This window comes from Chloroflexota bacterium, from assembly GCA_026713825.1.
Lineage (GTDB): Bacteria > Chloroflexota > Dehalococcoidia > Lucifugimonadales > UBA1127 > UBA1127.
This window is the reverse complement of sequence record JAPONS010000072.1, coordinates 1-21,220: the sequence shown is the minus strand read 5'-3', so window position 1 is coordinate 21,220 and position 21,220 is coordinate 1. Positions and strand designations below refer to the sequence as shown.

Sequence of the window (21,220 nt, the reverse complement as noted above, 5' to 3'; positions counted from 1 at the left end):
CGTAGAGAAGTTCGACTACCGCAAGGGCTACAAGTTCAGCACCTACGCCACCTGGTGGATCCGGCAGGCCATCACCCGCGCCATCGCCGACCAGGCCCGCACCATCCGCATCCCCGTCCACATGGTCGAGACCATCAACAAGCTCCTCCGCCAGCAGCGCCGCCTCATCCAGGAGTTCGGCCGCGAGCCCAGCAACGAGGAGCTCGCCGAGTCCCTCGAACAGAGCCCGGAGCGCGTCCGCGAGATCCTCCGCATCTCCCAGGACCCCGTGTCCCTCGAAACCCCCATCGGCGAGGAGGAGGACTCCCACCTCGGCGACTTCATCGAGGATCGCGCCGCCCTCGCCCCCATCGAGGCCGCCGCCTACCAGCTCCTCCGCGAGCAGGTCGAGGACGTCCTCAACACCCTCAGCGAGCGCGAGCGTCGCGTGCTGGAGCTCCGCTTCGGCCTCATCGACGGCCGCAGCCGCACGCTGGAGGAGGTCGGCCGCGACTTCGGCGTCACCCGCGAGCGCATCCGCCAGATAGAGGCCAAGGCCCTCCGCAAGCTCCGCCACCCCACCCGCTCCCGCAAGCTCCGCGACTTCCTGGAGTAGGGGCAGCAGTGCCCGCCACGATGCGGAACACGCTTCTGGTCCGTCTCGCCCCGGTTGCAGTGGGCTCGATAGTGGGCCTGAGCATAGTTCTGGTCGTAGCGTGTACTCAGGGTGACGCCGAGTGCCTTGGGGCCTATGTTGGAGAAGCCGAGGGTGAGTGGGCACTTAGCGGAGGAGCTAGGCTCAGCGGGAGCTCCACAATCGTGGCCTGTGTCAACGGACTCCCCATCACGGCAGCCGACATGGCAGCAGGGCGCGCCCAGGTTGCTATGAACTTGGAGCATATGAGAGATGCACTCTCTCGTGTTGTACCCGACAGTGAGTTTCGTATCGGGCCTGAAGGGACAACTCTGGCGTCCGGCGAAGTTCGTATGACCAGTAACGAAGATGGCCCTATACCCGAGAGCTTTGGTCTGCGTGAGTTAATGGGGCCACGAATTGAACTCATTGAGCAACACGGCGTTGACACTGTCGTGCTCGCTTCAGCCATTCTCAACCGGGCTCTGTTCACGGCTGCCACTGCCGCAGGCCATTCCGCTGACGATGCCGAAATTGCGGACCGGGTAGCACAGTTCAGGGCCCACTTGGCGGAGGGGCAGCTTCCGGAATGGGAGGCCTACCTTTCTACCGTCGACAAAGAGGCGTTCTTTACAGAGGTGCTGCCCGGCTCTTATGCACAGCGCGAGGTTGTCGGGAGTTGGCGATGGGCACTGTTTGCCGAGAACATCATCCCCCCTGAGGACTTTCACGGTCACTGGCCGAACGTAGAGCGAGACGCTCTCTCAGACGCAAGAATCACTCTCTCGAACGAGTCTGGCCTGGATGCTACTATTAGGAGCGCCACCGCGTACCTAGAGGACTATTGGGCATTTGTCGCTTCTCCTACGCCCACCCCCACCCGATAGCATCCCCGCCCCCTAATGCAGTAACCTACCCACCAATGACACCCCTCGACGCCGACAACCACCGCTTCGTCTCCCGCCTGCGAGAGGAAGTCGCGTCGTGGCAGGCGGACGGGACGGTCACCGCCGAGCAGGGGCAGGCAATCCTTGCCCGCTACCCGGACTACGAGCCGGGCTATGAGACGTCCCGCAGGCGGCAGGGCCTCGTCACCGGGCTGTCCATCCTGGGCGGCATCCTGATCGGCCTCGGCGTCATCACCTTCTTCGCCGCCAACTGGGACGAGATCCCGCGGAGCGTCAAGCTGGCGTCTCTCATCATCGGCGTGCTCCTCTCCTACGGCGCGAGCTACGCCATTTGGCAGCGGTCCGGCCTCACCCCGTATGCCGTGGCCTTCGTGCTGCTTGGCTGCATCATCTACGGGGCCGGAGTGCACCTCATCGGCCAGATCTACCACGTCCCCGTCAACGACCCCAACCTCTCGCTGTTCTGGTTCCTGGGCGTCGCGCCCCTGGCCTGCGTCACCCGTTCCCGTCCCGTCATATTCCTCGCCATCGTGCTCTTCCTGGCCGCCGTGGCCTTCCGGCAGCAGGACTGGCTGGACCGTCTGGACGGGTCGGAGTCGGCCATCGCGGGACTTGCCCTCTACGTCGCCCTCGGCGCGTTCCTCTACGTCATTGGCAAAGCCAAGGGCCTGTTCGAGGGCTGGGAATCCGCCGGCGGCCTCTTCCAGGCGCTCGGCTTGGTCACCGCCTTCGCCGCGCTCTACATACTCACCTTCCACGACCTCTTTCGCGACGTCGATGACATCGGCGAGGCGAGGCTCGGCTACTGGGCGCTGGCCTACGGCGCCTCGGCCGTCGCCATCGCCGTGACCGCGTGGCTGGCGTGGTGGCGGGCCCAACGAGGCGGCCGGTCGCCGGTGGAGCTCGCCGAGGTCGCCGCCATCACCGTGCTGCTGGCCGTCGCCCACACGGCGGGCCTGGCGCCCGTCGACTGGGACCCGTTCTACCCCATCGTGTTCAACGCCCTGTTCGCCCTCTCGGCGCTGGGCCTGATGGCCTCCGGTTACCTGCACGACAACGAGGGCCGCGTCAACCTCTCCCTCGCGCTGATTGCCCTCTACGTCATCACTCGCTACTTCGAGTACTCGATTGACCTGCTCGATAGCTCGCTGGTGTTCTTCGGCGCCGGTGTGGTCCTGCTGGCCGGCGGCTACCTCCTCGACCGCGGCCGCCGCCGGATGCTCGCCGCCATGCGCGAGAGGGAGGGCGAACCATGAAGCCGTGGGTGCGCATCGCCTTCTGGGTCACTGTCGCCGCACAGCTTGTCTTCCTGATCGGCTTCATCGGCGTGCGCGAGGCCGCCCTGCGCACCGGCACGGAGGTCGTGCTGCAGACCGTCCCCGTCGACCCGCGCTCCCTCCTCCAGGGCGACTACGCCATACTCGACTACGAAATCGCCGGTCTGCCGTCCTTCATGGAAGACGATCCAATAGGCGAGACCGTTTACGTCTCGTTGAGGGAAGAAGGGGGCCTCTGGAAGGCGGCGATATACGGCAAAGTGCTCCCCTCCCGTGTCGGCGACGTCTTCATCGAGGGCCGCATCGACCGTCCCGGCCACCTCGACTTCGGCATCGGCACATACTTCGTGCCGGAGGGGACGGGCCGCATCATCGAGACCGCCGAGGACGTGAAGGTGGTGGTCAGCGTCGATAGCGGCGGCAACGCCGTCATCAAGGAAGTCCTCGTGGACGGCAAGCCCTTCGACCCGGATCGCGACGAGTAGCGGCCCCCCACCGCCCCCCACCCTGACACAAGCCCCTCGCGCGAACGCCGGCGCCCCCGTTACCCTCCCCGCATGGAACACGCACACAACCGTCTCCACCAGGCCGCCAGACCCACCCCTATCACGCCGTCGCGCCGTTGGCCGCTGGTTGCACGGCTCACCGGATCCGGAGGTGTTTTTGCAAAAAATCTGTTTTGAATCTGAAATGCGACACGGCCGCTACAAAACAAATGGGAAACAACCTCCTCGGCAGCTACGGAGGGCGCAAGACGATGACCAAACGAATCAGCGGGACTCGGGTGTTCTCGGCCCAGGCGCGGCGGGGGACCGACGCCCTACTCGCCGACGCCGTGCTCGGCGAGCAGCCGGTGCAGCGCCTCCAGCGTCCGCCGGTTCTCCTGCAGCGTGAACCCGTCGACGCCGTACACCGGCGCGGACGCCACCCCGTCGACGGCGCCCCGGTCCACCATCGCGCGGATGATGTCCTCTTCCTGCTCCGGCGACGGCAGCAGGTTGCGCCCGGCCAGCAGCGACATCGCCGCCACCAGCCCATACCCGCCCCAGTTGGACACGCTCGCGATGATCAGCTCCGACACTGTCGTGACGCACGGCTCGTTCGGCAGCTGCTCCACCGACGGGATCTGCTCGGCCAGGTTGCCCATGCCGATCTCGTTGCCACCGTCGCCGATGCCCACGGTGGTGTCGTGATGCATGAAGATGTAGTCCAGCTTGGCGTGGTGCTCGGAGGTATCCTGCCCCCGCATGTTCAGGTAGCGGCCCGGCCCCGTGAACCCGCACCGCTCGATGGCGATGGCCACCGACGGCTGCAGCCGCTCCAGCAGGTCCACCGCGAAGGCCTCGCTCGCCTCTGCGTCCGCGAAGGGGAAGTCGACCACGTCCTCCGCGGCGACGATGCCGTCGAAGACCGGCGTCGTCAGCCGGTCGGTCACGTAGGTGACGGGTCGCCCCAGCGCCTCGAGCGCCTTGCCGATGAAGTACGCGCCCGGCGGGCCGTCCGTCTCCGTCGCCCCGGCGCGGGTGATGTAGAACCCCGTCGCGATGAGCGCCCGGCCGGGCGCGTCGAGCACGCAGCGGGCGGCGCGGGTGCAATAGTCCGCGGGCAGGTGCGGACGCAGGGGCGTCATGCCCCGCTTGTCGTACCGCAGGATGATGTCCTCGATCGTGCTCATAGCGCGGCGATATCCTCGTCCCGAAGGTCCGTGATGAACATGTGCCCCGGGGCGTGCGTGATCATGAAGGGCGGCTTCGACGCGACCGCCACCGCCTGCGGCGTCACCCCGCACGCCCAGAACAGCGGCGTCTCCCCGTCGAGGATGAGGGGAGGGTCGCCGTAGTCAGGCGACGCCAGGTCGCGAATGCCGAGCGCCGCCGGCTCGCCGACGTGCAGCGGCGCCCCGTGCGCGTTGGGGAACCGCGAGGTCACCTGCACGGCCTTCACCACCTGCTCGCGAGGGACAGGCCGCATGGACACCACCAGCGGCCCGGCAAAGACCCCGGCGGGCGTCGTCGCGACGTTGGTCTTGTACATGGCGACGTTGCGCCCCGCCTCGACGTGGTGCAGCGGGACCCCCGACGACGCCAGCGCCGTCTCAAAGGTGAAGCTGCACCCGATGAGGAAGGTGACAAGGTCGTCGCGCCAGTAGTCGAGGACGTCCGGCACGGTGGCCTCCAGCACACCCTCGCGGTACACATTGTAGGAAGGAAGGTCGGTGCGGATGTCAGCCCCGGGGGCGGTGGCCAACGGCTCGGCGACGCCGGGCTCCATCACCTCGATCAGCGGGCACGGGCGCGGGTTGCGCTGGCAGAAGAGCAGGAAGTCGAAGGCCTGCTCCCGCGGCAGCGACACCAGATTCGCCTGCACCCGCCCCGGCGCGAGGCCCGCCGTGGGCCGCGTCCACTCGCCGCTGCGGATGCGCTCCCGCACCGCCCTCGGCGAGGTCTCTGGCAGCAATGTGGTCATGGTCGACGCTCCTTTAGCGCCCTTTCGGATTGCAGGGCATGATACTACACTACCACCGCGCCGCAAGGCACGGCGCAAGGAGACCGTATGCCTGAAGCGCCCGACCTCTACGTCGTCCGCGAGTACCTGGAGCGCACGCTCACCGGGCTCTCGGTGACGCGCGCCGAGGCCCTGCGCCCCATCGTCCTGCGCAGCCTCGCCGCCCCGCTCGAGCGCTTTGCCGAGGACATCGAGGGCCGCACCCTCGACGCCTTCTGGCGCCGCGGCAAGTTCCTCGGCATCGAGCTGTCCGGCGGCGCCGACGGCGAGCGGCGGACGCTCGTGGTGAACCCGATGCTCAGCGGCGCGCTCCAGCGCTGCGCCCCGACGGAGCGGGTCTCGGCACGCACGTACCTGTCGCTCACCCTGTCCGACGGCTCGCAGCTCCGCTACACGGACGACGACCAGATGGGGATGGTCTACTACGTGCTGCCGGAGCAGCTCTCGCAGGCCGCGCGCCTCGGCGAGCAGGGCCCCGACGTGCTGGACGAACCCCTCTCACTGGCGGCCTTCACCGACCGGCTGAAGCCCTACCGCGGCGAGATCAAGGGCGTCCTCACCCGCGGCGGCGCGGTCTCGGGCATCGGCAACGCCTACGCCGACGAGGTCCTCTTCGCGGCGGGCATCTACCCCTTCAAGAAGCGCACCTCGCTCTCGCCCGCCGAGCTAGCCGCCCTCCACGACGCCGTCTACCGCGTCCCCGCCGACGCCGTCCCCCTCCTCCGCGAGCGCATGGGCGACACCATCCACCGCAAGGTCCGCGACCACCTGAAAGTCCACGGCCGCGCCAACGAAGCATGCCCATCGTGCGGCGCCAAACTCACCCACATCACCAGCAACGGCCACCGCACAGACTACTGCCGCCAATGCCAACCCGGCAGCCTGCTGGGGAGGAGGTAGTGGGGAACGGAATCTACGTTGCCGCTGTGACCTCCACCGGCTCGACGTCCACCAGCCGTTTCACCCCACTCACATCCGTGGCGGCACGCGCGACTTCCAGGTCATACCTCTGCTGCAGGTTCATCCAGAACTCCGGCGTCATGTCGAGAACCCGGCCAAGGCGCAACGCCGTATCTGCCGTGATCCCTCTGCGGCAGTGGGCAATTTCGTTCACCCGTACTGCGGGCACACCCATCGCCTTCGCTAGACGGTATTGGGAGATCTCGAGGTCTTCTAGGATCTCCGACAAGTGCTCGCCGGGATGTATAGGTTCAATACGCATCGCCGCTCTCCTTAGTGGTAGTCCACAATCTCTATCGCCACTGGCCCTTGCTCAGTCCATACAAAACAGACGCGCCACTGATCGTTGATGCGGATGCTGAACTGTCCTGCCCGCTCGCCCCTTAGACCTTCCAACCTGTGGGAACGCGGAAACCTGAGGTCCCTGAGGGACTCGGCTGCCAATAGCGCCTCGATCCTCTGCCGTGCACGCCGTTGAATCTCCGGGGGCAGGCGACGCACCGTCTCTCCACCATAGAGGCGCCTCGCGTCGTCATCCTTGAACCTTTCAGCACGGAAGCTCTCCACAGGATGGATAATAACGCGTTGCGTTATTAACGTCAAACGTGCATATTATTTGCCCGTCCATACGCGTGTCACGTATAATGCGAGCTACGATACCGTAGCTGTGGCGGCCCGCTGCCCCCCGAATTCCCCTTGAACGTCGGGGCACCCGCCGCGCCCGCAAAGGACCGCATGACCACCGCACCCGAGATTCTGGGCACCCTGCATAACATCCGGACCGTCGCCGTGGCCGAGCTCGACGGCGTCGAGGACGAGGCGACGCTGGAGGCCTGGCGCATCGCCTACCTCGGCCGCCGCGAGGGCCGCCTCACCCTCATCATGCGCACCATGGCCACGCTGGAGGCCGAGGAGCGTCGCACTGTCGGCGTGCAGGCCAACGACGTTAAGACGCTGCTGGAATCCCAGTTCGAGGCCAAGGCGGAGGAGCTGAAGTCGGCCAAGCTCGCACAGGCCGCGCAGGAGGGCCGCCTCGACGTGACCCTGCCGGGCCGGCGCCCCGCTCTCGGCCGGCTGCACCCCATCACACAGACCATGCGGGAGATCACCCGCGCCTTCACCGGCATGGGCTTCCAGGTCGTCGAGGGGCCGGAGGTGGAGCTCGACCACTACAACTTCGGCATGCTGAACATCCCCAAGGGCCACTCAGCGCGGGACATGTTCGACACGCTCTGGCTCGACCACACCAACGCCGACGGCGAGCGCGAACTGCTGATGCGCACCCACACGTCGCCGATGCAGGCGCGCATCATGGAGGCGACGCAGCCCCCCGTGCGCGTCGTCGTGCCCGGCCGCGTCTACCGCTTCGAGGCCACGGACGCCACGCACGAGTGGCACTTCACGCAGGTCGAGGGGCTGGCCGTCGACGAGGGCATCACCTTCGCCAACCTGAAGGGCACGCTCTACGAGTTCGCCCGTCTGCTCTTCGGCTCCGAGCGGCGGGTGCGCTTCCGCTGCGACTTCTTCCCCTTCGTGGAGCCGGGCGTGGACATGTCCATCGACTGCTTCAGCTGCGACGGCGCGGGCGCTCCCGACTGTCGCATCTGCCGGGGCAGCGGTTGGATCGAGATCATGGGCGCCGGCATGGTGCACCCCCGGGTGCTGGACATGTCCGGCATTGACCACACGCAGTACACCGGCTTCGCCTTCGGCATGGGTGTGGAGCGCATCGCCATGCTCAAGCACGGCATCGACGACATCCGCTACTTCTACAGCAACGACGCCCGCTTCTTGCGGCAGTTCTAGGGAGAGACCATGACCGGAGTCCTCACATGGCAATGAACGTCCCGCTGTCCTGGCTGCGGGCCTACGTCGACGTGACGACGCCCGTCGACCAGCTTGCGCACCGCCTCACGATGGCCGGCATCGAGGTGGGCGGCGTCGAGCAGATCGGCGGCTGGACCAACTGCTACGTGGGCCACGTCATGAACATCCAGCCGCACCCAAACGCGGACCGGCTGCGCCTCTGCACCGTCGACATCGGCGAGGAGCGCTTGCAGGTGATCTGCGGCGCGCCCAACGTCGCGGCGGAGCAGAAGATCGCCTTCGCCAAGGTTGGCGCGACGCTCTTCAATACCCACTCGGGCAAGGTCGAGCCGCTGAAGGCCGCCAAGATCCGCGGCGTCACGTCGGAGGGCATGATCTGCTCCGTCCTGGAGCTCGGCATCGGCGAGGAGCACGACGGCATCCTCGTGCTGCCGGCCGACGCCCCCACCGGCACGCCCCTCGCCGACTACCTCGGCGACACGGTGCTCGAGTTGGAGGTCACCGCCAACCGGCCCGACTGCTTCTCCATGCTCGGCGTCGCGCGTGAGGTCGCCGCCTTCTCCGGCACGCAGGTCGCCGAGCCGGACGCCGCGTACCCCGAGGACGGCCCGCCTATCGAGGAGCAGGCAACCGTCGAGATCGCAGACCCGGAGCTGTGCGCCCGCTACACGGGCGCCCTGCTGACCGGCATCAGCATCGGCCCGTCGCCCGAGTGGTTGCGGGAGCGGCTCACCCGCGCCGGGCAGCGTCCCATCAACAACATCGTCGATGTGACCAACTACGTCATGCTGGAGACAGGCCAGCCGCTCCACGCCTTCGACTTCGACAAGGTCGCCGATCGGCGCATCATCGTGCGCCAGGCGCGGCCCGGTGAGAAGCACGTCACCCTCGACGGCGTCGAGCGTGAGCTCGCCCCGCCGATGGTCGTCATCGCCGACCCGGAGAAGGCCGTCGGCCTCGGCGGCGTCATGGGCGGCGCCAACACGGAGGTCACGGAGGAGACGCGCACCATCCTGCTGGAGTCCGCCAGCTTCCACCCGTTCAACACGCGCCGCACGGCGGACGAGCTCAAGCTGCGCACGGAGGCGTCGCTGCGGTTCGAGAAGGGCTGGCGTCAGGGCCTGCCGCCGGTTGGGCTGCGCCGCGCCATGAAGCTCATGATGGAGGTGGCAGGCGGCGTCGCGGCCAAGGGCATCATCGACGTCTACCCGGACCGCCCCGAGGCGCAGACCATCACCCTCACCGCCGAGCGCATGCAGAAGGTGCTCGGCGTGACGGTGCCCATGGCAGAGGCGGCTCGGACGCTCACCTCCCTCGGCATCGCGTGCCGGCTCGTCGGCGACGACGCGCTGGAGGCCGAGGCACCGCCGTGGCGCGCGGACATCACCATCGCGGACGACCTCGTCGAGGAAGTGGTCCGCGTCATCGGCTATGACGATGTTCCGACTGCGCCCCTCGCGACGCCCATACCGCTGAGCACCCCGGACACGGCACAGTCGGTCAAGGAAGAGGTGCGCGACCTGCTGGCGTCCATCGGCATGCAGGAGATCATCACCTACTCCATGGTGAGCGAGCAGGCGCTTGAGCTGGCCTTCCGTGGCGCCGACCCGCCCGCGCCACCCATGCGCGCCTTCAACCCCATCAGCTCGGAGCACGAGTGCCTCCGCACGTCGCTGCGGCCGGGCCTGCTGCGCACGCTGGCGGCCAATCAGCGCCATGAGGGCGTCCCGCAGTGGTACTTTGAGGTGGGGGTGGAGTTCATCTTCTACGGCGAAGGCCTGCCGAACGAGCGGCAGAAGGCGGCAGGCGTGCTCAGCGGCGCGGGGGCGCAGGTCTCGTGGGCCGCGGCTGAGGTGGCGGCGGGCTTCTACGACGCCAAGGGCGTGCTGGAGGCGTTGTGCGACCGGCTCGGCGTCACGCCGTCCTTCGAGCCGCTGGACGACCCCTTCTACTACCCCGGTCGCGCCGCCGCCGTCACGGCGGGCGGCGAGCGCATCGGCGAGCTCGGCGAGGTGCACCCGGAGGCGCTGGACGCCTTCGACGTGCGCGGCGAGGGCGCCGTCTACTTCGAGGTTGACCTGGCCGCGCTGACGGCCGTCGTGCCGCAGGCCGAGCGCCGGTTCCGCGGCCCGTCGGTGTACCCGGAGGCGTTGCGAGACCTGGCGCTGGTCGTCGGCATGGACGTGCCCGCATCGCGAGTGCAGGAGATCATCGAGCAGCACCCGCTCGTCGTGCGCACCACCCTCTTCGACGTCTACGCTGGCGAGCAGGTGGGCGCGGGCGTCCGCTCGCTGGCCTACCGCGTGTCGCTACAGGCGCAGGACCGCACGCTGACGGCGGAAGAGGTGCAGCGCACGATGGACCGGCTCCTGTCGCGCCTTGAGCGGGAGCTCGGCGCCATCCATCGGCAGGGGTAGCAAGATGACAGAGCGCCACGAACATCACGACCACCACCGGCATCACGAGCATCACCACGCCCATCACCACCACAGCAGCGTTCAGGAGGACATGCTGAGCGTGGAGGAGGCGCTGGAGAAGATCCTCTCCTACGTCTCGCCGATGGGCCCGGTGGACGTCGACCTGTCCGAGGCGCTGGGGCTCACCCTCGCCGAGGAGATCACCTCGCCGCTGGACCTGCCGCCGCTCGACAACTCGGCCATGGACGGCTTCGCGGTGCGGCATGCCGACGTGGCCGGCGCGGGCCGGCACGACCCACGCGAGCTGCCGGTCATCGGCTACGTGCAGGCCGGTGCGCTGCCCGACCGCGACCTGCAACCCGGCACGGCCATCCGCATCATGACCGGCGCGCCCATTCCGCCCGGCGCCGACGCCGTCGTGCCCTTCGAGGACACGGACGAGGTCGAGCGCAAGGCGTCCGGCAACGCCCTCGACCGCATCCGCATCCTGCAGGAAGCGCCTCTGGGCGCCAACGTCCGGCCCGCCGGCGAGGACCTGCGCACCGGCGAGCGGCTCATGGGCCGCGGCGACGTCCTCCGCCCCGGCGAGATCGGCGTGCTGGCGTCCGTGGGGCGGCAGCGGGTCACCACGCTGCGGCGGCCCATCATCGCCATTCTCTCCACCGGCGACGAGCTGCTGGCGCCCGGGGAAGCGCCCGGCGGCGGCAAGATCTATGACTCCAACAGCTTCAGCATTGCCGCGGCGGTGCGGCGCTACGGCGGCGAGCCGTGGATGCTCGGCATCGCCCGCGACACGCTGGAGGACACGGCGCGCAAGCTCGGCGAGGGCATCGCGGCGGACATGCTCATCACGACCGCGGGCGTATCCAAGGGCGACTACGACTTCATCAAGGACGTGCTGACGGCGAACGGCGAGATCGCCTTCTGGTCGGTGCGAATGCGCCCCGCGCGGCCCCTGGCCTTCGGCGTGCTCCATGCCCCTCAGGGACGCCGGGTGCCGCACATCGGCCTGCCGGGCAACCCGGTCAGCGCCCTCGTGGCCTTCGAGCAGTTCTGCAGGCCGGCCATCCTCAAGATGCTGGGCCGCACAACCTTTGCCAAGCCGCAGGTGCGGGCGACGCTGCGCGACCCCATCATCAACACAGACGGGCGGCGCGTGTACGCCCGGGCCATCGTCACATGGGAGGACGGGCAATGGTGGGCGTCGCTGACGGGGCCGCAGGGGAGCAACCTGCTCACGTCCATGGCGCGCGCCAACGGCCTCGCCATCTGCCCCGAGGATCTCGACGAGATGCCCGCGGGGTCGGAGGCCGACGTGCAGATGCTGGACTGGCCCGAGGAAGCCGCCGTGTAGGCGGTCGGCAACGCCGGTAGGAGAGAAGGAGCGACATGCCGGGACAGTTTGTGAAGGTGGCGAGGGTCGGCGACGTCGCGCCGGGCACGTCGATCGCCGTGGAGCTGCCGAAGGCGTCGCTGGCCGTCTGCAACGTGGACGGCCAGTTCTACGCCATCGAGAACCTGTGCACCCACGACGACGGGCCGCTGGGCGAGGGCGCCCTCGACGGGTTCCGCATCCAGTGCCCGCGCCACCTCGCCTACTTCGACGTGCGCAACGGCAAGGCGCTCACGCTGCCCGCCGTGATGGACGTCGAGTGCTTTCCCGTCCGGATGCAGGACGGCGACGTGGAAGTCGAGCTGTAGCGGGGCGCCCATGGCCGATAAGGAACAGGACGGCTCCCCTGAGGCCCCCACCGCGGTGGGATGGGGCGCCATCAGCGCTGCCAACCAGGCGCTCATCATGGACCACTACCGCAACCCGCGGAACCGCTCCCCCGTCGACGCGCCCGACGTGGATGCCACCGAGGTCAACCTCTTCTGCGGCGACGAGTGCACCTTCCGCGCCCGGCTCACCGGCGGCGTCCTCTCGCCCGTCGGCACGGAGGGCGCGGGGTGCTCCATCTGCCAGGCGTCGCTCTCGTTGATGTCGGAGGCGGTGCAGGGAATGACGCCGGCGCAGGCGCTCCACCTCTCGGCGCTCTTCACCCGCATGATGCGCGGCGAGGCCATGGACGACGGAGAGAAGTCGCTGCTGGGCGAACTGACGGGGCTCGTCGCGGTGCGCAGCTACCCCGTGCGCGTCAAGTGCGCGCTGCTGGCCTGGTGGGCGCTCGACCAGAGCCTGAGCGCCTACGCCCCATAGTCCCCGGCTCACTCCACCCATACGCGGGACCAGAAGTGGTACTCGCGGTTGGCGAAGTTCACGTGCAGCCCCTTGACCCTCGGCCACCAACCCCACACCTGCGCCTGCGCCGCGGGCGTGAAGCGCACCCCCTCCTCCAGGAGCATCAGCGCCGCCTCCCGGGCGATGCCGCGCCGCACCGCCGGGTCGAGCTCCCCCGCCTGCGCGTCAACCAGCCCGTCGAGCGCAGAGGTCCCGTAACCCGTCTTGTTGCCCGCAGAGCCGCTCCGCACCAGGCCGATCAGGTAGCTGTTGGGCGCGTTCATCGGCGGAAGCGGTCCCAGGTAGGCCTGGAAGTCGCCCTGCCGCCACACGCGGTCGGCGTACTCCTGCGGGTTCAGGTCGCGCACCTCGACCCGGACGCCAATCTGCCTGAGCTGCTCGTGGATGCCGCGGCTGTAGGTGAGGTGCCGGTCGCCGAAGTCGGCCACAAGCAGCTCCAGCGTCGTCGGTGGGCTACCGGCAGACTCGAGCAGCTCCCTCGCGGCTACGGGGTCTGCGAGGAGGCCACGCAACTCGGCCTCGGACAGGCGCCAGTCGGGTGAGGGCGACGGCATGCCGCCGGTGACCTCCGCGAGCCCGTGCCACACCTGGCTGTTCAGCGACCAGGGATCCAGCGCCATGAAGAGGGCCCGCCGGACGGCCGGGTCCCGCAGTACGGGGTCGTTCACGTTCAGGGCAAGCTCGGAGCCGCCGCCGGGGGGCTCGTAACGGACGAAGCCGGCCTGCGGGTTGCGCTCCCGGTAGGTCTCGAAGTACTCGGGGGTCACCTCGTCCACGTCCAGCGACTGGGTCAGGAAGGCGGCGCCGCGAACGTCGTCTTCGGGAAGGACGCGAATGACGAGGCTCTCGAGCAGGGGAAAGCCCGGCTCGAAGTAGGCGGGGTTCGGCGTGAAGGTGTAGCGGTGGTCTGGACGCACCTCGCCGATGACCCATGGCCCGGTGCCGATGAAGGGCCCCACGCCAAGGTCGTCCATGGCGGCAAGCTCCGAAGGCAGCACCTTGGTGTGCCCGTCCGCCAGCGCAAGGGGGAAGTCGGCGTCCGGCGATCGCAGGGTGAAGACCACGTCGTTGCCGCGCACCGCGACGGAGGCGACGTTGGCCAGCAGCCCGGCGTGGGGCCAGCCCGCCGTCCGCTGCCGCATCAGGCTCGCTGTGACGTCGTGCGGCGAGAGGGCCCGGCCGTTGACGGGCGCGGCGCTCTGCCAGCGCACGCCCTGCCGCAGCGTGACGCGCAGCGTCGCCGAGTCCTCCCACACCCAAGACTCGCACAGGTCGCACTCCAGGGCGAGGCTCGGCGTCCGCACGTCCGGCCCGGATGCGAACCGCAGCAGGCGGCTGTACACGATGCCCGGCCCGAAGGCGGCCAGCGACGGGGCGGAGGCCCGGTGGACGTCCAGGTCATCCAGCACGACGCGTGTCGCGATGGCAAGCCGCCCGCTGCGCTGGCTGACGGGCGTCGCGGTAGCAGCCGAGGGCGGGTGCGTGGCAGTCGTGGGCGTGGCGGAGAGGACCGCGCCGGGTTCGGGCGTCGACGGGGCGGTGGGCGTCGCGGGCGACAGCGGCGTCGAGACGGGCCCGGCCGTCGACGACGGCGCAGTCTCACTGATCTCGCGGCACGCGGACACGAGGAGGACGGCAAGGGCGAGGAGCAGGACGGCGCGCATCATGCTCGCGTGTCCTGCGGCTGTATGGGGGTTCGAGTGGTCATCGTTGCCAAGCCTCACAGGGTCCCACGGTGACGTGAAGGAGAGTTGTCGACTGGGAAGACGGCCGGCGGCTGAGCGTCCCGGCCGGACGTATAGCATATACTAGGCCAACGGAGACACCAAGAACACGCGACGGTGCAACCCATGTACGTTGACTCCCACACCCACCTTGACGACTTCCCTCCGGAGGAGCTGGACGGCGTGCTGGATCGCGCCCGCGCCGCCGGCGTCGGCGCCATCGTGCTGGCGGGCACGACGCTGGCGTCGTCGGAGGCGTGCGTCGCGCTGGCGCGGCGGACGCCGATGCTGCTCGCCGGGGTGGGCATCCCCCCGATGGACGTGACCGCCCCCGTCGACGCCGCCTGCGCCGAGCAGCTCCGGCAGGCCGCGCTGTCCACGCCCAAGGTCGTCGCCGTCAGCGAGACGGGGCTGGACTTCGACCGGGGCGCGCCGGACCTCTCGCTGCAATACCAGGCATTCCGGGCGCAAATACGCCTCGCCTTGGAGCTTGGGCTGCCGGTCATCTTCCACTCGCGGGAGATCCCCGGCCAGCCGCACCTGCACATGGAAGCCCTGAAGGTGCTGCGGCAGGAGCAGGGCTGGCGCGTCGGCGGGGCCATGCACTACTTCCAGGGCGACGAGCGCACCGCCCGCGAATGCGTGGAGCTGGGCATCTACGTCTCCATGGCCAAGCCGCTGCTGCGACGGCCGGACCTGCAGGCCATCGCGGCGGGGCTGCCCCTCGAGAACATGGTGCTGGAGACGGACACGTACCCGCAACCCTTCAAAGGCAGTCGCAACAAGTGGACGGAGCCGCGCGACGTGCCCCTGGTCGCCCGGAAGCTGGCGGAACTGAAGGACGTGCCGGTGGAGGAGGTTGAGCGGGTCACGACGGCCAACTTCCTCTCGATGTGTGAACGGGCGGGGGCTCCGGGGCGTGTGGAGGCGGTGCGGGGGTTGGTGGGGAGTTAGGGGGCAGCCTATCGACAAGCTCAGGGCGAGCGGGCAGACGGAGTCGGTGGGCACGCTATTGTCTGGCTGCAGTTGACAGGGCTAGGAGCACCCTTGGGTCGGACCCACGTTCCTCTGCAAGATCACGCGGTGTCTTCCCCTCCCGAGTTGTAGCACGGAGGTCTGCCCCGTGATCAAGCAAGACCTCGATAACCGGGGGTTCAGCGCCCGCGGTGACTGCCGTATGAAGCGGAGTATTGCCATCCATATCTCGTGCATAGACTGATGCCCCGCGGGCCAAGAGTGTTTCAATGGCCCCAAGCAAGGTTTCTTGTCTCGCTGCCAACGCATGCAGGGGCGTTTTCCCATTAGCAGCTAACACATTGACGAGCGCACCATTGTCCATAAGGATTGTGAGGACTTCAAGTGACTGGCTGGAAAATGCGGCATAATGCAGAGGAGTTGCACCAGCAGCTCTTGTCATTACATCAGCTCCTCCGTTAATCAGTGCTTCGATCACCGCTGGGTTGGCATTTTTCTGCGCCGCAATGTGCAAAGGCATCAATCCCATGTTGTCTTGGGCTTGGATTTTCGCTCCCAAGTTAACCAGAAGATTGACCGCAAGCTCCCCGCCGGTGGCTGCTGCTGAATGCAACGGCGTCCAGCCCCGACAATCCTTAGCCGAGAGGTCTGCGCCATGCTCCACTAAGCGAGGAATAACCATAGGGTCAAAGTGGTCTTCAGTATGTACTTTATTGAAAGCCCCACGTACCGCCCAATGCAACGCGGTCTCTCCCGCTAGTAGCCCTCGCCATATTGGTGCATCAACATCAGCCCCATGACCCAGCAAGAGTTCAACATTGCGCATATTTCCATGACGCGCGGCTCTGTGTAGTGGTGTTGCCCCCATCTCATCCTGCGCCGCAACGTCAGCGCCACGCTCCAGCAAAAGTTCGACAAGTTCTGTGCGCACTAATGTCGCGGCCCGATGCAACGGCCTCCAAGAAAATAGATCAGGTGCCTCAATATCCGCTCCCCGATCCAACAGAAGAGACACTACTTCATTCGTCCATGGGTGCCAACGCAGCACGGCCGTATGCAGTGGTGTCGGCCCCCAATGCCCTCCTGCCTCTATATCGGCCCCTCGATCCAAGAGGAGGGCAACAACATCGGTGCTCCCGTTAAATACAGCCGTATGTAAAGGTGTCCATCTTTCATCATCCTGGGCATGTATATCGGCTCCGCGATCCAAGAGAATGTTGGCAATAGCAACCGCTCTTGGCCCTGCCCCAGCTCCCCCGGCCAGATGCAACGGCGTCTCTCCTGAAATCTTCATTTCCTTAGTTCGCGCTTCAATGTCCGCCCCGTGATCCAGCAAGAGCGCGACCATTTCAGCGTTCCCCCACCGTGTCGCCAAGTGCAATGGTGTCATTGAATCGTCGGCGGAAGCTCGCGCCTGGGTGTCAGCGCCAAGGTCAAGCAGAAGCTCGACCATATCAGCACGCCTTTGCCAAGCCGCCCAAAGCAGGGGCGTCAGCGTCCCCCAATACCAATCCATCGGTGTCTCGATATCAGCGCCATATCCCATCAAGATTCTGGCCAAGTCAACTGCGTCGTTGTGTACCGCTATGGTCAAGGGTGTCCACCCCGCGTAATCGCGCGCCTCAATGTCCGCACCATGGTCTAGCAACGCTGCAACGACTGCGGTGTTTTCCGACTCCACCCCTAAATGCAGGGGGGTTCTGCCCTTACTATCCCTTGCTTCAATGTCTGCGCCCCGAGCCAGCAGAAGCTCCACCACCGCTGGATCCTTGTTGATGGCTGCTAGGCTCAGGGGAGTCCGTCCGAGTTGATCTTTTTCTTCAATGTTTGTGCCCCGATCCAGTAGCAGGGCAGTGACTTCTACATTCTTGACTAACGCCACCGCCATGTGAAGGAGCTTACGGCTATCGGGGCCTTCAACTTCAATGTCCGCGCCTAGGTCCAGTAGCAGTCTTGCAACATTGGAATCCTGGTTCCATATTGCCTGGAACAAGGGTGTTATGCCATTGCCGTCGCGTCCCTCAATGTCCCCGCCGTGCTCTAGCAGCACCTCCACTAACTCAGGCCCTCTGTTTCGAGCAGTCCAATGCAAGAGCGTGGATCCGTCTTTCAGCTCCACCGTGCAATCCGCCCCGCGCTCCAGCAACATGGCGATAACCCTTGGAGCCGCCTTTGCATTAATCGCTTTGAACAAAAGCTCTTGAGCTTCATCCTGAGAAAGTAGGCGCCCCGTCTCCAGAGTCGGCCATTGAAGCCACATCAGTTGGACCGCACACTCAAAGGCGGACTCTTGTCGGAGCGAGACGTTCAGGATGCGACGCTGGTCCAAAGGCGCTTCCTTGAAGACCTCATAGAACTCCCATTGGTCGCCGTTGGTGAGACCGGCGTACCTGACGCCAGTCATGTTGGCGTAGTTGAGCATCTGTGCGCGATAGCCCGGCAGAGATCCATTCAGCCGTTTGGCTTCAAGGAGGGCGATGGGTTGCGCCTTGTCCCCGGACGCGATTTGCAAGAGAGCATAGTCAGCCGCCCCGCCGGCGGCGGCGTATTCAGGAATCACAAGAGAGGGGTCAGACACATCCCACCCAAGCGCCTGGAGCAGAGGATCTATGAGCATCAGGCGCGTACGCGTCTCGTTCACGCCGATGGTCTCTTGGTTGCGTTGTATACGCGCTTGAAGTGAACTTATGATCTTGATTAAGGCATCAAGGTCTATGCCGGCATCCGACATTGGGCTTCTCCGTCACACCCTTCAGAAAAAGCAAGGGCAGTGCAATCATGGCTTGTCCGCAAAGATTACCTTTTGCCCACTATGCTGTCTACGTTGCCCCTATCCCTTCCCTGACCGACGGCAGGCCGTCGTGGCCCACGCCTTTCATCGCATAGAGAGACTTGAACACCCGCGCGGGCCTCTAACAGGGAGTGGGATGAAATCCGTGAGGCACAACTCCGGGAACTCGGCTGGGTTGCCAAGACTGTCTGGGAGTGCGAGATTCGCTTTAACTTGGCTAAAGTTAAAAGATCTCTTCAGGAGTTCCTTGCATAAATGCCGCCTGGGTATCGTCGCATTCCCAGACGACATAGTCTGAACAAGTTTGATAAAGGCTACTGGTCCCAAACAGGCTTGAGCTAGCCAGAAAACCGTACAATGGGGGTCGGCCCGTTCTGGTGGTTTGTTCCTCCCTCATTCTATCGGTTGTCTCTCTTGGCTCATTGACCACTAAGGCAAACTGTTCGTTTATCGGGCATCCTGGATACCGTTCAGGAATCATGAAAGTACGAAGGCGGTCAAATCGGACTCCAAAGGCATTACGAAAAAGCACTTTGCAGCCTTGGCAGAAATCATCCACGTGATGAATGGCAAATTTCTGTTCAAAGGGTGCGAAAAGACATCCGTCTACTTGGTACTTCTTGATCTTTTGCCCAGTCCTTTCACCGCACAGTGGGGTAATGGGATAGCCAGAACCTACTGGAATAACCCTCGTAAAGTGCCGCATTCCCTTATGGCTCCGGATAATTCCAAATTGCGGCAAGATTGCAGGATAGATCTTGAAGGGCGTGAGTTTGGCAAGACCCTCCATAGAACTCTCCCCTATCGTTCTTGATTTTGTACACCTGAGGTATCCCTATACACCATTGTATCGGTTCCGCCTCACCTTGCAAGACATTCGTTCTGATATGTGCATGTCGCGTTTCCGGAATACACGCCCCCTACCCCAACCCCGCAATGTACTCCCGCAGGCGCTCTATGTGCTGTCGGCCGCCGACCTCCGAGATATCGTCGTGGTTGGCGCCTTCCACCGTGTAGAAGGACTTGGGCTCACTGGCCGCGTCGAAGAGGGCTTGGCCCGCGCGGAGGGGCACCGTGTCGTCGGCGTCGCCGTGGACGATGAGGATCGGCACGTCAAGGGCGCCGATCTTGCTTGCGGTGTCGTAGCGGGCGGCGATGATGCGGTGGACGACCCACGCCGGGAGCCACGGGCGCACGATCTCCGACATGTACTCGATGGAGGGGAAGCCGGACTCCAGGATGAGGCCGTAGGGGCGGTGGCGTGTGGCGAGCTCGGTGGCAATTGCCACGCCGAGGGAGCGGCCGAAGTAGACGATCTTCGTGGGGTCGACGTCGTCGCGCGACTGCAGGTAGCGCAGGGCGGCCTCGGCGTCGCGGTAGAGGCCCTCCTCCGAGGGTGTGCCCGCGCTGCGGCCGTAGCCGCGGTAGTCGTAGATGAGGATGTTGACGCCGAGCTCGCGGTGGAAGAGGTCAATGTCCGGCAGGCGGTAGCCGATGTTTCCGCCGTTGCCGTGGTGCCAGAGGAGGGTGACGTCACTCTCGCCGGGCACGAACCAGCCGTGCAGGCGACGGCCGTCGGACGTCTCGAAGTAGACGTCCTCGTAGTCGAGGCCGTAGACCGCCGGCGAGCCGATAAGCTCGCTGGTTGGGAAATAGAGAAAGTGCTGGTCCAACATGCCGGACGCTCCTGCCCAGATGCCCAGCGCCAGCAGCAGGGCGAGGGCAATGCCTACGCCCGCGGCGACGCGGCGTACTTCCAGCGTCCCACGGCCCGTGTTCTCGTGTCCAGCCACCTGTGTCACCGCCGCAGGTTGAGCAGGCCGCGCAGCAGCTCCGCCGCGACGGCCTTGTCCAGCGGGTTGTTGTTGTTGCCGCACTTGGGCGACTGGACGCAGGCGGGGCAGCCCTCACTGCAAGGGCACTCCTCGACGGCCTGCAGCGTCGTGCGCCAGAGGGCCTCGATGGCCTCGAAGCCGCGCTCGGCGATGCCGATGCCGCCGGGGTAGCCGTCGTAGATGAAGACCGTGGGCTGGCCGGTGTCGGGGTGTATTGGCGTCGAGACACCGCCGATGTCGGCGCGGTCGCAGAGGGCGAAGAGGGGGAGGACGCCGATGGCCGCGTGCTCGGCGGCGTGGAGCCCGCCCGCGAGGTCGCGCTTGCCGTCGAGGATGTCCTCGACGGTGACGGGCGGGGCCTCGAACCAGAGGGCCATCGTGCGGAAGCGGTGCGCGGGCAGGTCGAGGACCTCGTCGCCGAGGTTGGCCTCGGTGTAGTGGGCCAGCTTGCGGTAGGCGACCACCTGCCGCGTCACCTCCACCTCGCCGAGGCAGACGCGGACGTCCACGGAGACGGTGCGGCGGCGGTAGGTGTCCAGCACGCGGATGTCCGTGATGTCCCGCGACTGGGTGTAGTAGGGCTCACGGGCCGTGGTGACGACGGCGGTCTCGCCCGCGACGTTGAGCTCCGTGACGAGGAAGGGCTCGCCTTGGTGGAGGTAGACGGCGCCGGGGTGCAGCGACGCGTAGGCGGCCGAGGCCTCGACGCCGGCCTCCAGCAGCGCGCCCGTCGTGCCGTCGACGACGGTGAAACTGCGGTCCGAGGTCGAGCGGAGGTGGACGTCCTGCGCCGGGTAGTCGACGGTGGGGTCGAGGTGCCAGCGGCCGCGAGAGGCGCGCAGGTGGCCCGACTCGACGAGCTCCTCGAGGCGCGCGGGGAGGTCCTCGCCAAAGTAGGCGCGGTCGCCGAGGGTGAGGGGGTGCTCGTGGGCGGCGCAGAGCAGGTGCGGGGCCAGCACGTAGGGGTTCTCAGGCGCGATGAGGGCGTGCTCCATGGGGCGGCCGTGGAAGAACTCCGGGTGGCGCATGAGGTACTGGTCGAGGGGGTCGTCGCGGGCGACGAGGACGGCGAGGGAGGCCTCGCCGCGACGGCCGCCGCGGCCCGCCTGCTGCCAGGCGCTGGCGACGCTGCCCGGGGAGCCGGGG

Annotated in this window: 20 protein-coding genes; 11 read left to right on the top strand and 9 right to left on the bottom strand. The window is 66.5% G+C overall.

Annotated elements, in window-relative coordinates; all coding sequences use genetic code 11:
* From OXC99_09215 to OXC99_09200, 4 genes are all read left to right on the top strand, one after another.
* Window positions 1–595 (top strand): sigma-70 family RNA polymerase sigma factor (locus OXC99_09215; GenBank protein ID MCY4625159.1); only part of this gene is annotated, 595 nt, incomplete at its 5' end.
* 8 nt (window positions 596–603) lie between these two features.
* Window positions 604–1,500: a hypothetical protein gene (locus tag OXC99_09210; GenBank protein MCY4625158.1), complete on the top strand. Its 897-nt coding sequence runs from the start codon at window positions 604–606 to the stop codon at window positions 1,498–1,500.
* A 35-nt stretch (window positions 1,501–1,535) separates the two neighbouring features.
* Entirely contained in the window at window positions 1,536–2,777 is a 1,242-nt protein-coding gene (locus OXC99_09205; protein MCY4625157.1) for a DUF2157 domain-containing protein, read from the top strand.
* On the top strand, window positions 2,774–3,283 hold the full coding sequence (locus tag OXC99_09200; GenBank protein MCY4625156.1) for a GDYXXLXY domain-containing protein: 510 nt from the start codon (window positions 2,774–2,776) through the stop codon (window positions 3,281–3,283). The genes OXC99_09205 and OXC99_09200 overlap by 4 nt, the downstream gene beginning before the upstream one ends.
* A 335-nt stretch (window positions 3,284–3,618) precedes the next feature.
* Here OXC99_09200 and OXC99_09195 read toward each other — a convergent pair whose 3' ends face one another.
* On the bottom strand, window positions 3,619–4,473 hold the full coding sequence (locus OXC99_09195) for a DUF4392 domain-containing protein (protein MCY4625155.1): 855 nt from the start codon (window positions 4,471–4,473) through the stop codon (window positions 3,619–3,621).
* Window positions 4,470–5,264, bottom strand: a complete 795-nt coding sequence (locus OXC99_09190; protein ID MCY4625154.1) for a putative hydro-lyase — start codon at window positions 5,262–5,264, stop codon at window positions 4,470–4,472. The genes OXC99_09195 and OXC99_09190 overlap by 4 nt, the downstream gene beginning before the upstream one ends.
* A gap of 87 nt (window positions 5,265–5,351) precedes the next feature.
* On the opposite strand from OXC99_09190, the gene OXC99_09185 reads away from it, so the two are divergent.
* The gene (locus OXC99_09185) at window positions 5,352–6,203 is read left to right on the top strand and encodes a hypothetical protein (GenBank protein ID MCY4625153.1); all 852 of its coding nucleotides are present in this window, start codon (window positions 5,352–5,354) and stop codon (window positions 6,201–6,203) included.
* A gap of 13 nt (window positions 6,204–6,216) precedes the next feature.
* On the opposite strand, the gene OXC99_09180 is transcribed toward OXC99_09185, so the two are convergent.
* Window positions 6,217–6,525, bottom strand: coding sequence for a HigA family addiction module antitoxin (locus OXC99_09180; GenBank protein MCY4625152.1), 309 nt, complete (start codon window positions 6,523–6,525; stop codon window positions 6,217–6,219).
* Between the two features lie 11 nt (window positions 6,526–6,536).
* A complete protein-coding gene (locus OXC99_09175; protein MCY4625151.1) occupies window positions 6,537–6,830 on the bottom strand; it encodes a type II toxin-antitoxin system RelE/ParE family toxin in 294 nt (97 codons plus the stop codon).
* Between the two features lie 168 nt (window positions 6,831–6,998).
* Between OXC99_09175 and pheS the strand changes: the two genes are divergently transcribed.
* From pheS to OXC99_09150, 5 genes are read left to right on the top strand one after another with little or no spacing between them, the layout of a single operon-like run.
* Window positions 6,999–8,069 carry a phenylalanine--tRNA ligase subunit alpha gene (gene pheS / locus OXC99_09170; protein ID MCY4625150.1) on the top strand — a complete coding sequence of 357 codons (1,071 nt, stop codon included), beginning with the start codon at window positions 6,999–7,001 and terminating at the stop codon, window positions 8,067–8,069.
* A gap of 26 nt (window positions 8,070–8,095) precedes the next feature.
* Complete coding sequence (gene pheT / locus OXC99_09165; GenBank protein ID MCY4625149.1) at window positions 8,096–10,507, top strand: phenylalanine--tRNA ligase subunit beta; 2,412 nt, start codon at window positions 8,096–8,098, stop codon at window positions 10,505–10,507.
* 4 nt (window positions 10,508–10,511) lie between these two features.
* Complete coding sequence (locus tag OXC99_09160) at window positions 10,512–11,861, top strand: molybdopterin molybdotransferase MoeA (protein ID MCY4625148.1); 1,350 nt, start codon at window positions 10,512–10,514, stop codon at window positions 11,859–11,861.
* Window positions 11,862–11,896: 35 nt separating this feature from the next.
* Window positions 11,897–12,208, top strand: a complete 312-nt coding sequence (locus OXC99_09155) for a non-heme iron oxygenase ferredoxin subunit (protein ID MCY4625147.1) — start codon at window positions 11,897–11,899, stop codon at window positions 12,206–12,208.
* A 10-nt stretch (window positions 12,209–12,218) separates the two neighbouring features.
* Window positions 12,219–12,707 (top strand): SUF system NifU family Fe-S cluster assembly protein, encoded by a 489-nt coding sequence (locus OXC99_09150; GenBank protein ID MCY4625146.1) that lies wholly within the window; start codon window positions 12,219–12,221, stop codon window positions 12,705–12,707.
* Between the two features lie 8 nt (window positions 12,708–12,715).
* Here the strand turns inward: OXC99_09150 and OXC99_09145 are convergent, their stop codons facing one another.
* Window positions 12,716–14,416 (bottom strand): ABC transporter substrate-binding protein, encoded by a 1,701-nt coding sequence (locus OXC99_09145; protein MCY4625145.1) that lies wholly within the window; start codon window positions 14,414–14,416, stop codon window positions 12,716–12,718.
* A gap of 183 nt (window positions 14,417–14,599) precedes the next feature.
* On the opposite strand from OXC99_09145, the gene OXC99_09140 reads away from it, so the two are divergent.
* Window positions 14,600–15,427, top strand: a complete 828-nt coding sequence (locus tag OXC99_09140) for a TatD family hydrolase (GenBank protein ID MCY4625144.1) — start codon at window positions 14,600–14,602, stop codon at window positions 15,425–15,427.
* 55 nt (window positions 15,428–15,482) lie between these two features.
* Here the strand turns inward: OXC99_09140 and OXC99_09135 are convergent, their stop codons facing one another.
* The 4 genes from OXC99_09135 to OXC99_09120 form a co-directional block, all read right to left on the bottom strand.
* A complete protein-coding gene (locus OXC99_09135; GenBank protein ID MCY4625143.1) occupies window positions 15,483–18,179 on the bottom strand; it encodes an ankyrin repeat domain-containing protein in 2,697 nt (898 codons plus the stop codon).
* A gap of 283 nt (window positions 18,180–18,462) precedes the next feature.
* Window positions 18,463–19,029 (bottom strand): hypothetical protein, encoded by a 567-nt coding sequence (locus OXC99_09130; GenBank protein ID MCY4625142.1) that lies wholly within the window; start codon window positions 19,027–19,029, stop codon window positions 18,463–18,465.
* A gap of 130 nt (window positions 19,030–19,159) precedes the next feature.
* On the bottom strand, window positions 19,160–20,032 hold the full coding sequence (locus OXC99_09125; GenBank protein ID MCY4625141.1) for an alpha/beta hydrolase: 873 nt from the start codon (window positions 20,030–20,032) through the stop codon (window positions 19,160–19,162).
* Window positions 20,033–20,037: 5 nt separating this feature from the next.
* Window positions 20,038–21,220 (bottom strand): DUF1998 domain-containing protein (locus tag OXC99_09120; protein MCY4625140.1); only part of this gene is annotated, 1,183 nt, incomplete at its 5' end.

What these genes read in the sequence shown, in the direction of transcription:
- OXC99_09135 (MCY4625143.1), bottom strand. Translation starts at nt 18,179, where the DNA reads ATGTCGGATGCCGGCATAGACCTTGATGCCTTAATCAAGATCATAAGT.
- pheT (MCY4625149.1), top strand. Translation starts at nt 8,096, where the DNA reads ATGGCAATGAACGTCCCGCTGTCCTGGCTGCGGGCCTACGTCGACGTG.
- OXC99_09200 (MCY4625156.1), top strand. Translation starts at nt 2,774, where the DNA reads ATGAAGCCGTGGGTGCGCATCGCCTTCTGGGTCACTGTCGCCGCACAG.
- OXC99_09195 (MCY4625155.1), bottom strand. Translation starts at nt 4,473, where the DNA reads ATGAGCACGATCGAGGACATCATCCTGCGGTACGACAAGCGGGGCATG.
- pheS (MCY4625150.1), top strand. Translation starts at nt 6,999, where the DNA reads ATGACCACCGCACCCGAGATTCTGGGCACCCTGCATAACATCCGGACC.
- OXC99_09150 (MCY4625146.1), top strand. Translation starts at nt 12,219, where the DNA reads ATGGCCGATAAGGAACAGGACGGCTCCCCTGAGGCCCCCACCGCGGTG.
- OXC99_09140 (MCY4625144.1), top strand. Translation starts at nt 14,600, where the DNA reads ATGTACGTTGACTCCCACACCCACCTTGACGACTTCCCTCCGGAGGAG.
- OXC99_09130 (MCY4625142.1), bottom strand. Translation starts at nt 19,029, where the DNA reads ATGGAGGGTCTTGCCAAACTCACGCCCTTCAAGATCTATCCTGCAATC.
- OXC99_09205 (MCY4625157.1), top strand. Translation starts at nt 1,536, where the DNA reads ATGACACCCCTCGACGCCGACAACCACCGCTTCGTCTCCCGCCTGCGA.
- OXC99_09160 (MCY4625148.1), top strand. Translation starts at nt 10,512, where the DNA reads ATGACAGAGCGCCACGAACATCACGACCACCACCGGCATCACGAGCAT.
- OXC99_09180 (MCY4625152.1), bottom strand. Translation starts at nt 6,525, where the DNA reads ATGCGTATTGAACCTATACATCCCGGCGAGCACTTGTCGGAGATCCTA.
- OXC99_09185 (MCY4625153.1), top strand. Translation starts at nt 5,352, where the DNA reads ATGCCTGAAGCGCCCGACCTCTACGTCGTCCGCGAGTACCTGGAGCGC.
- OXC99_09145 (MCY4625145.1), bottom strand. Translation starts at nt 14,416, where the DNA reads ATGATGCGCGCCGTCCTGCTCCTCGCCCTTGCCGTCCTCCTCGTGTCC.
- OXC99_09190 (MCY4625154.1), bottom strand. Translation starts at nt 5,264, where the DNA reads ATGACCACATTGCTGCCAGAGACCTCGCCGAGGGCGGTGCGGGAGCGC.
- OXC99_09155 (MCY4625147.1), top strand. Translation starts at nt 11,897, where the DNA reads ATGCCGGGACAGTTTGTGAAGGTGGCGAGGGTCGGCGACGTCGCGCCG.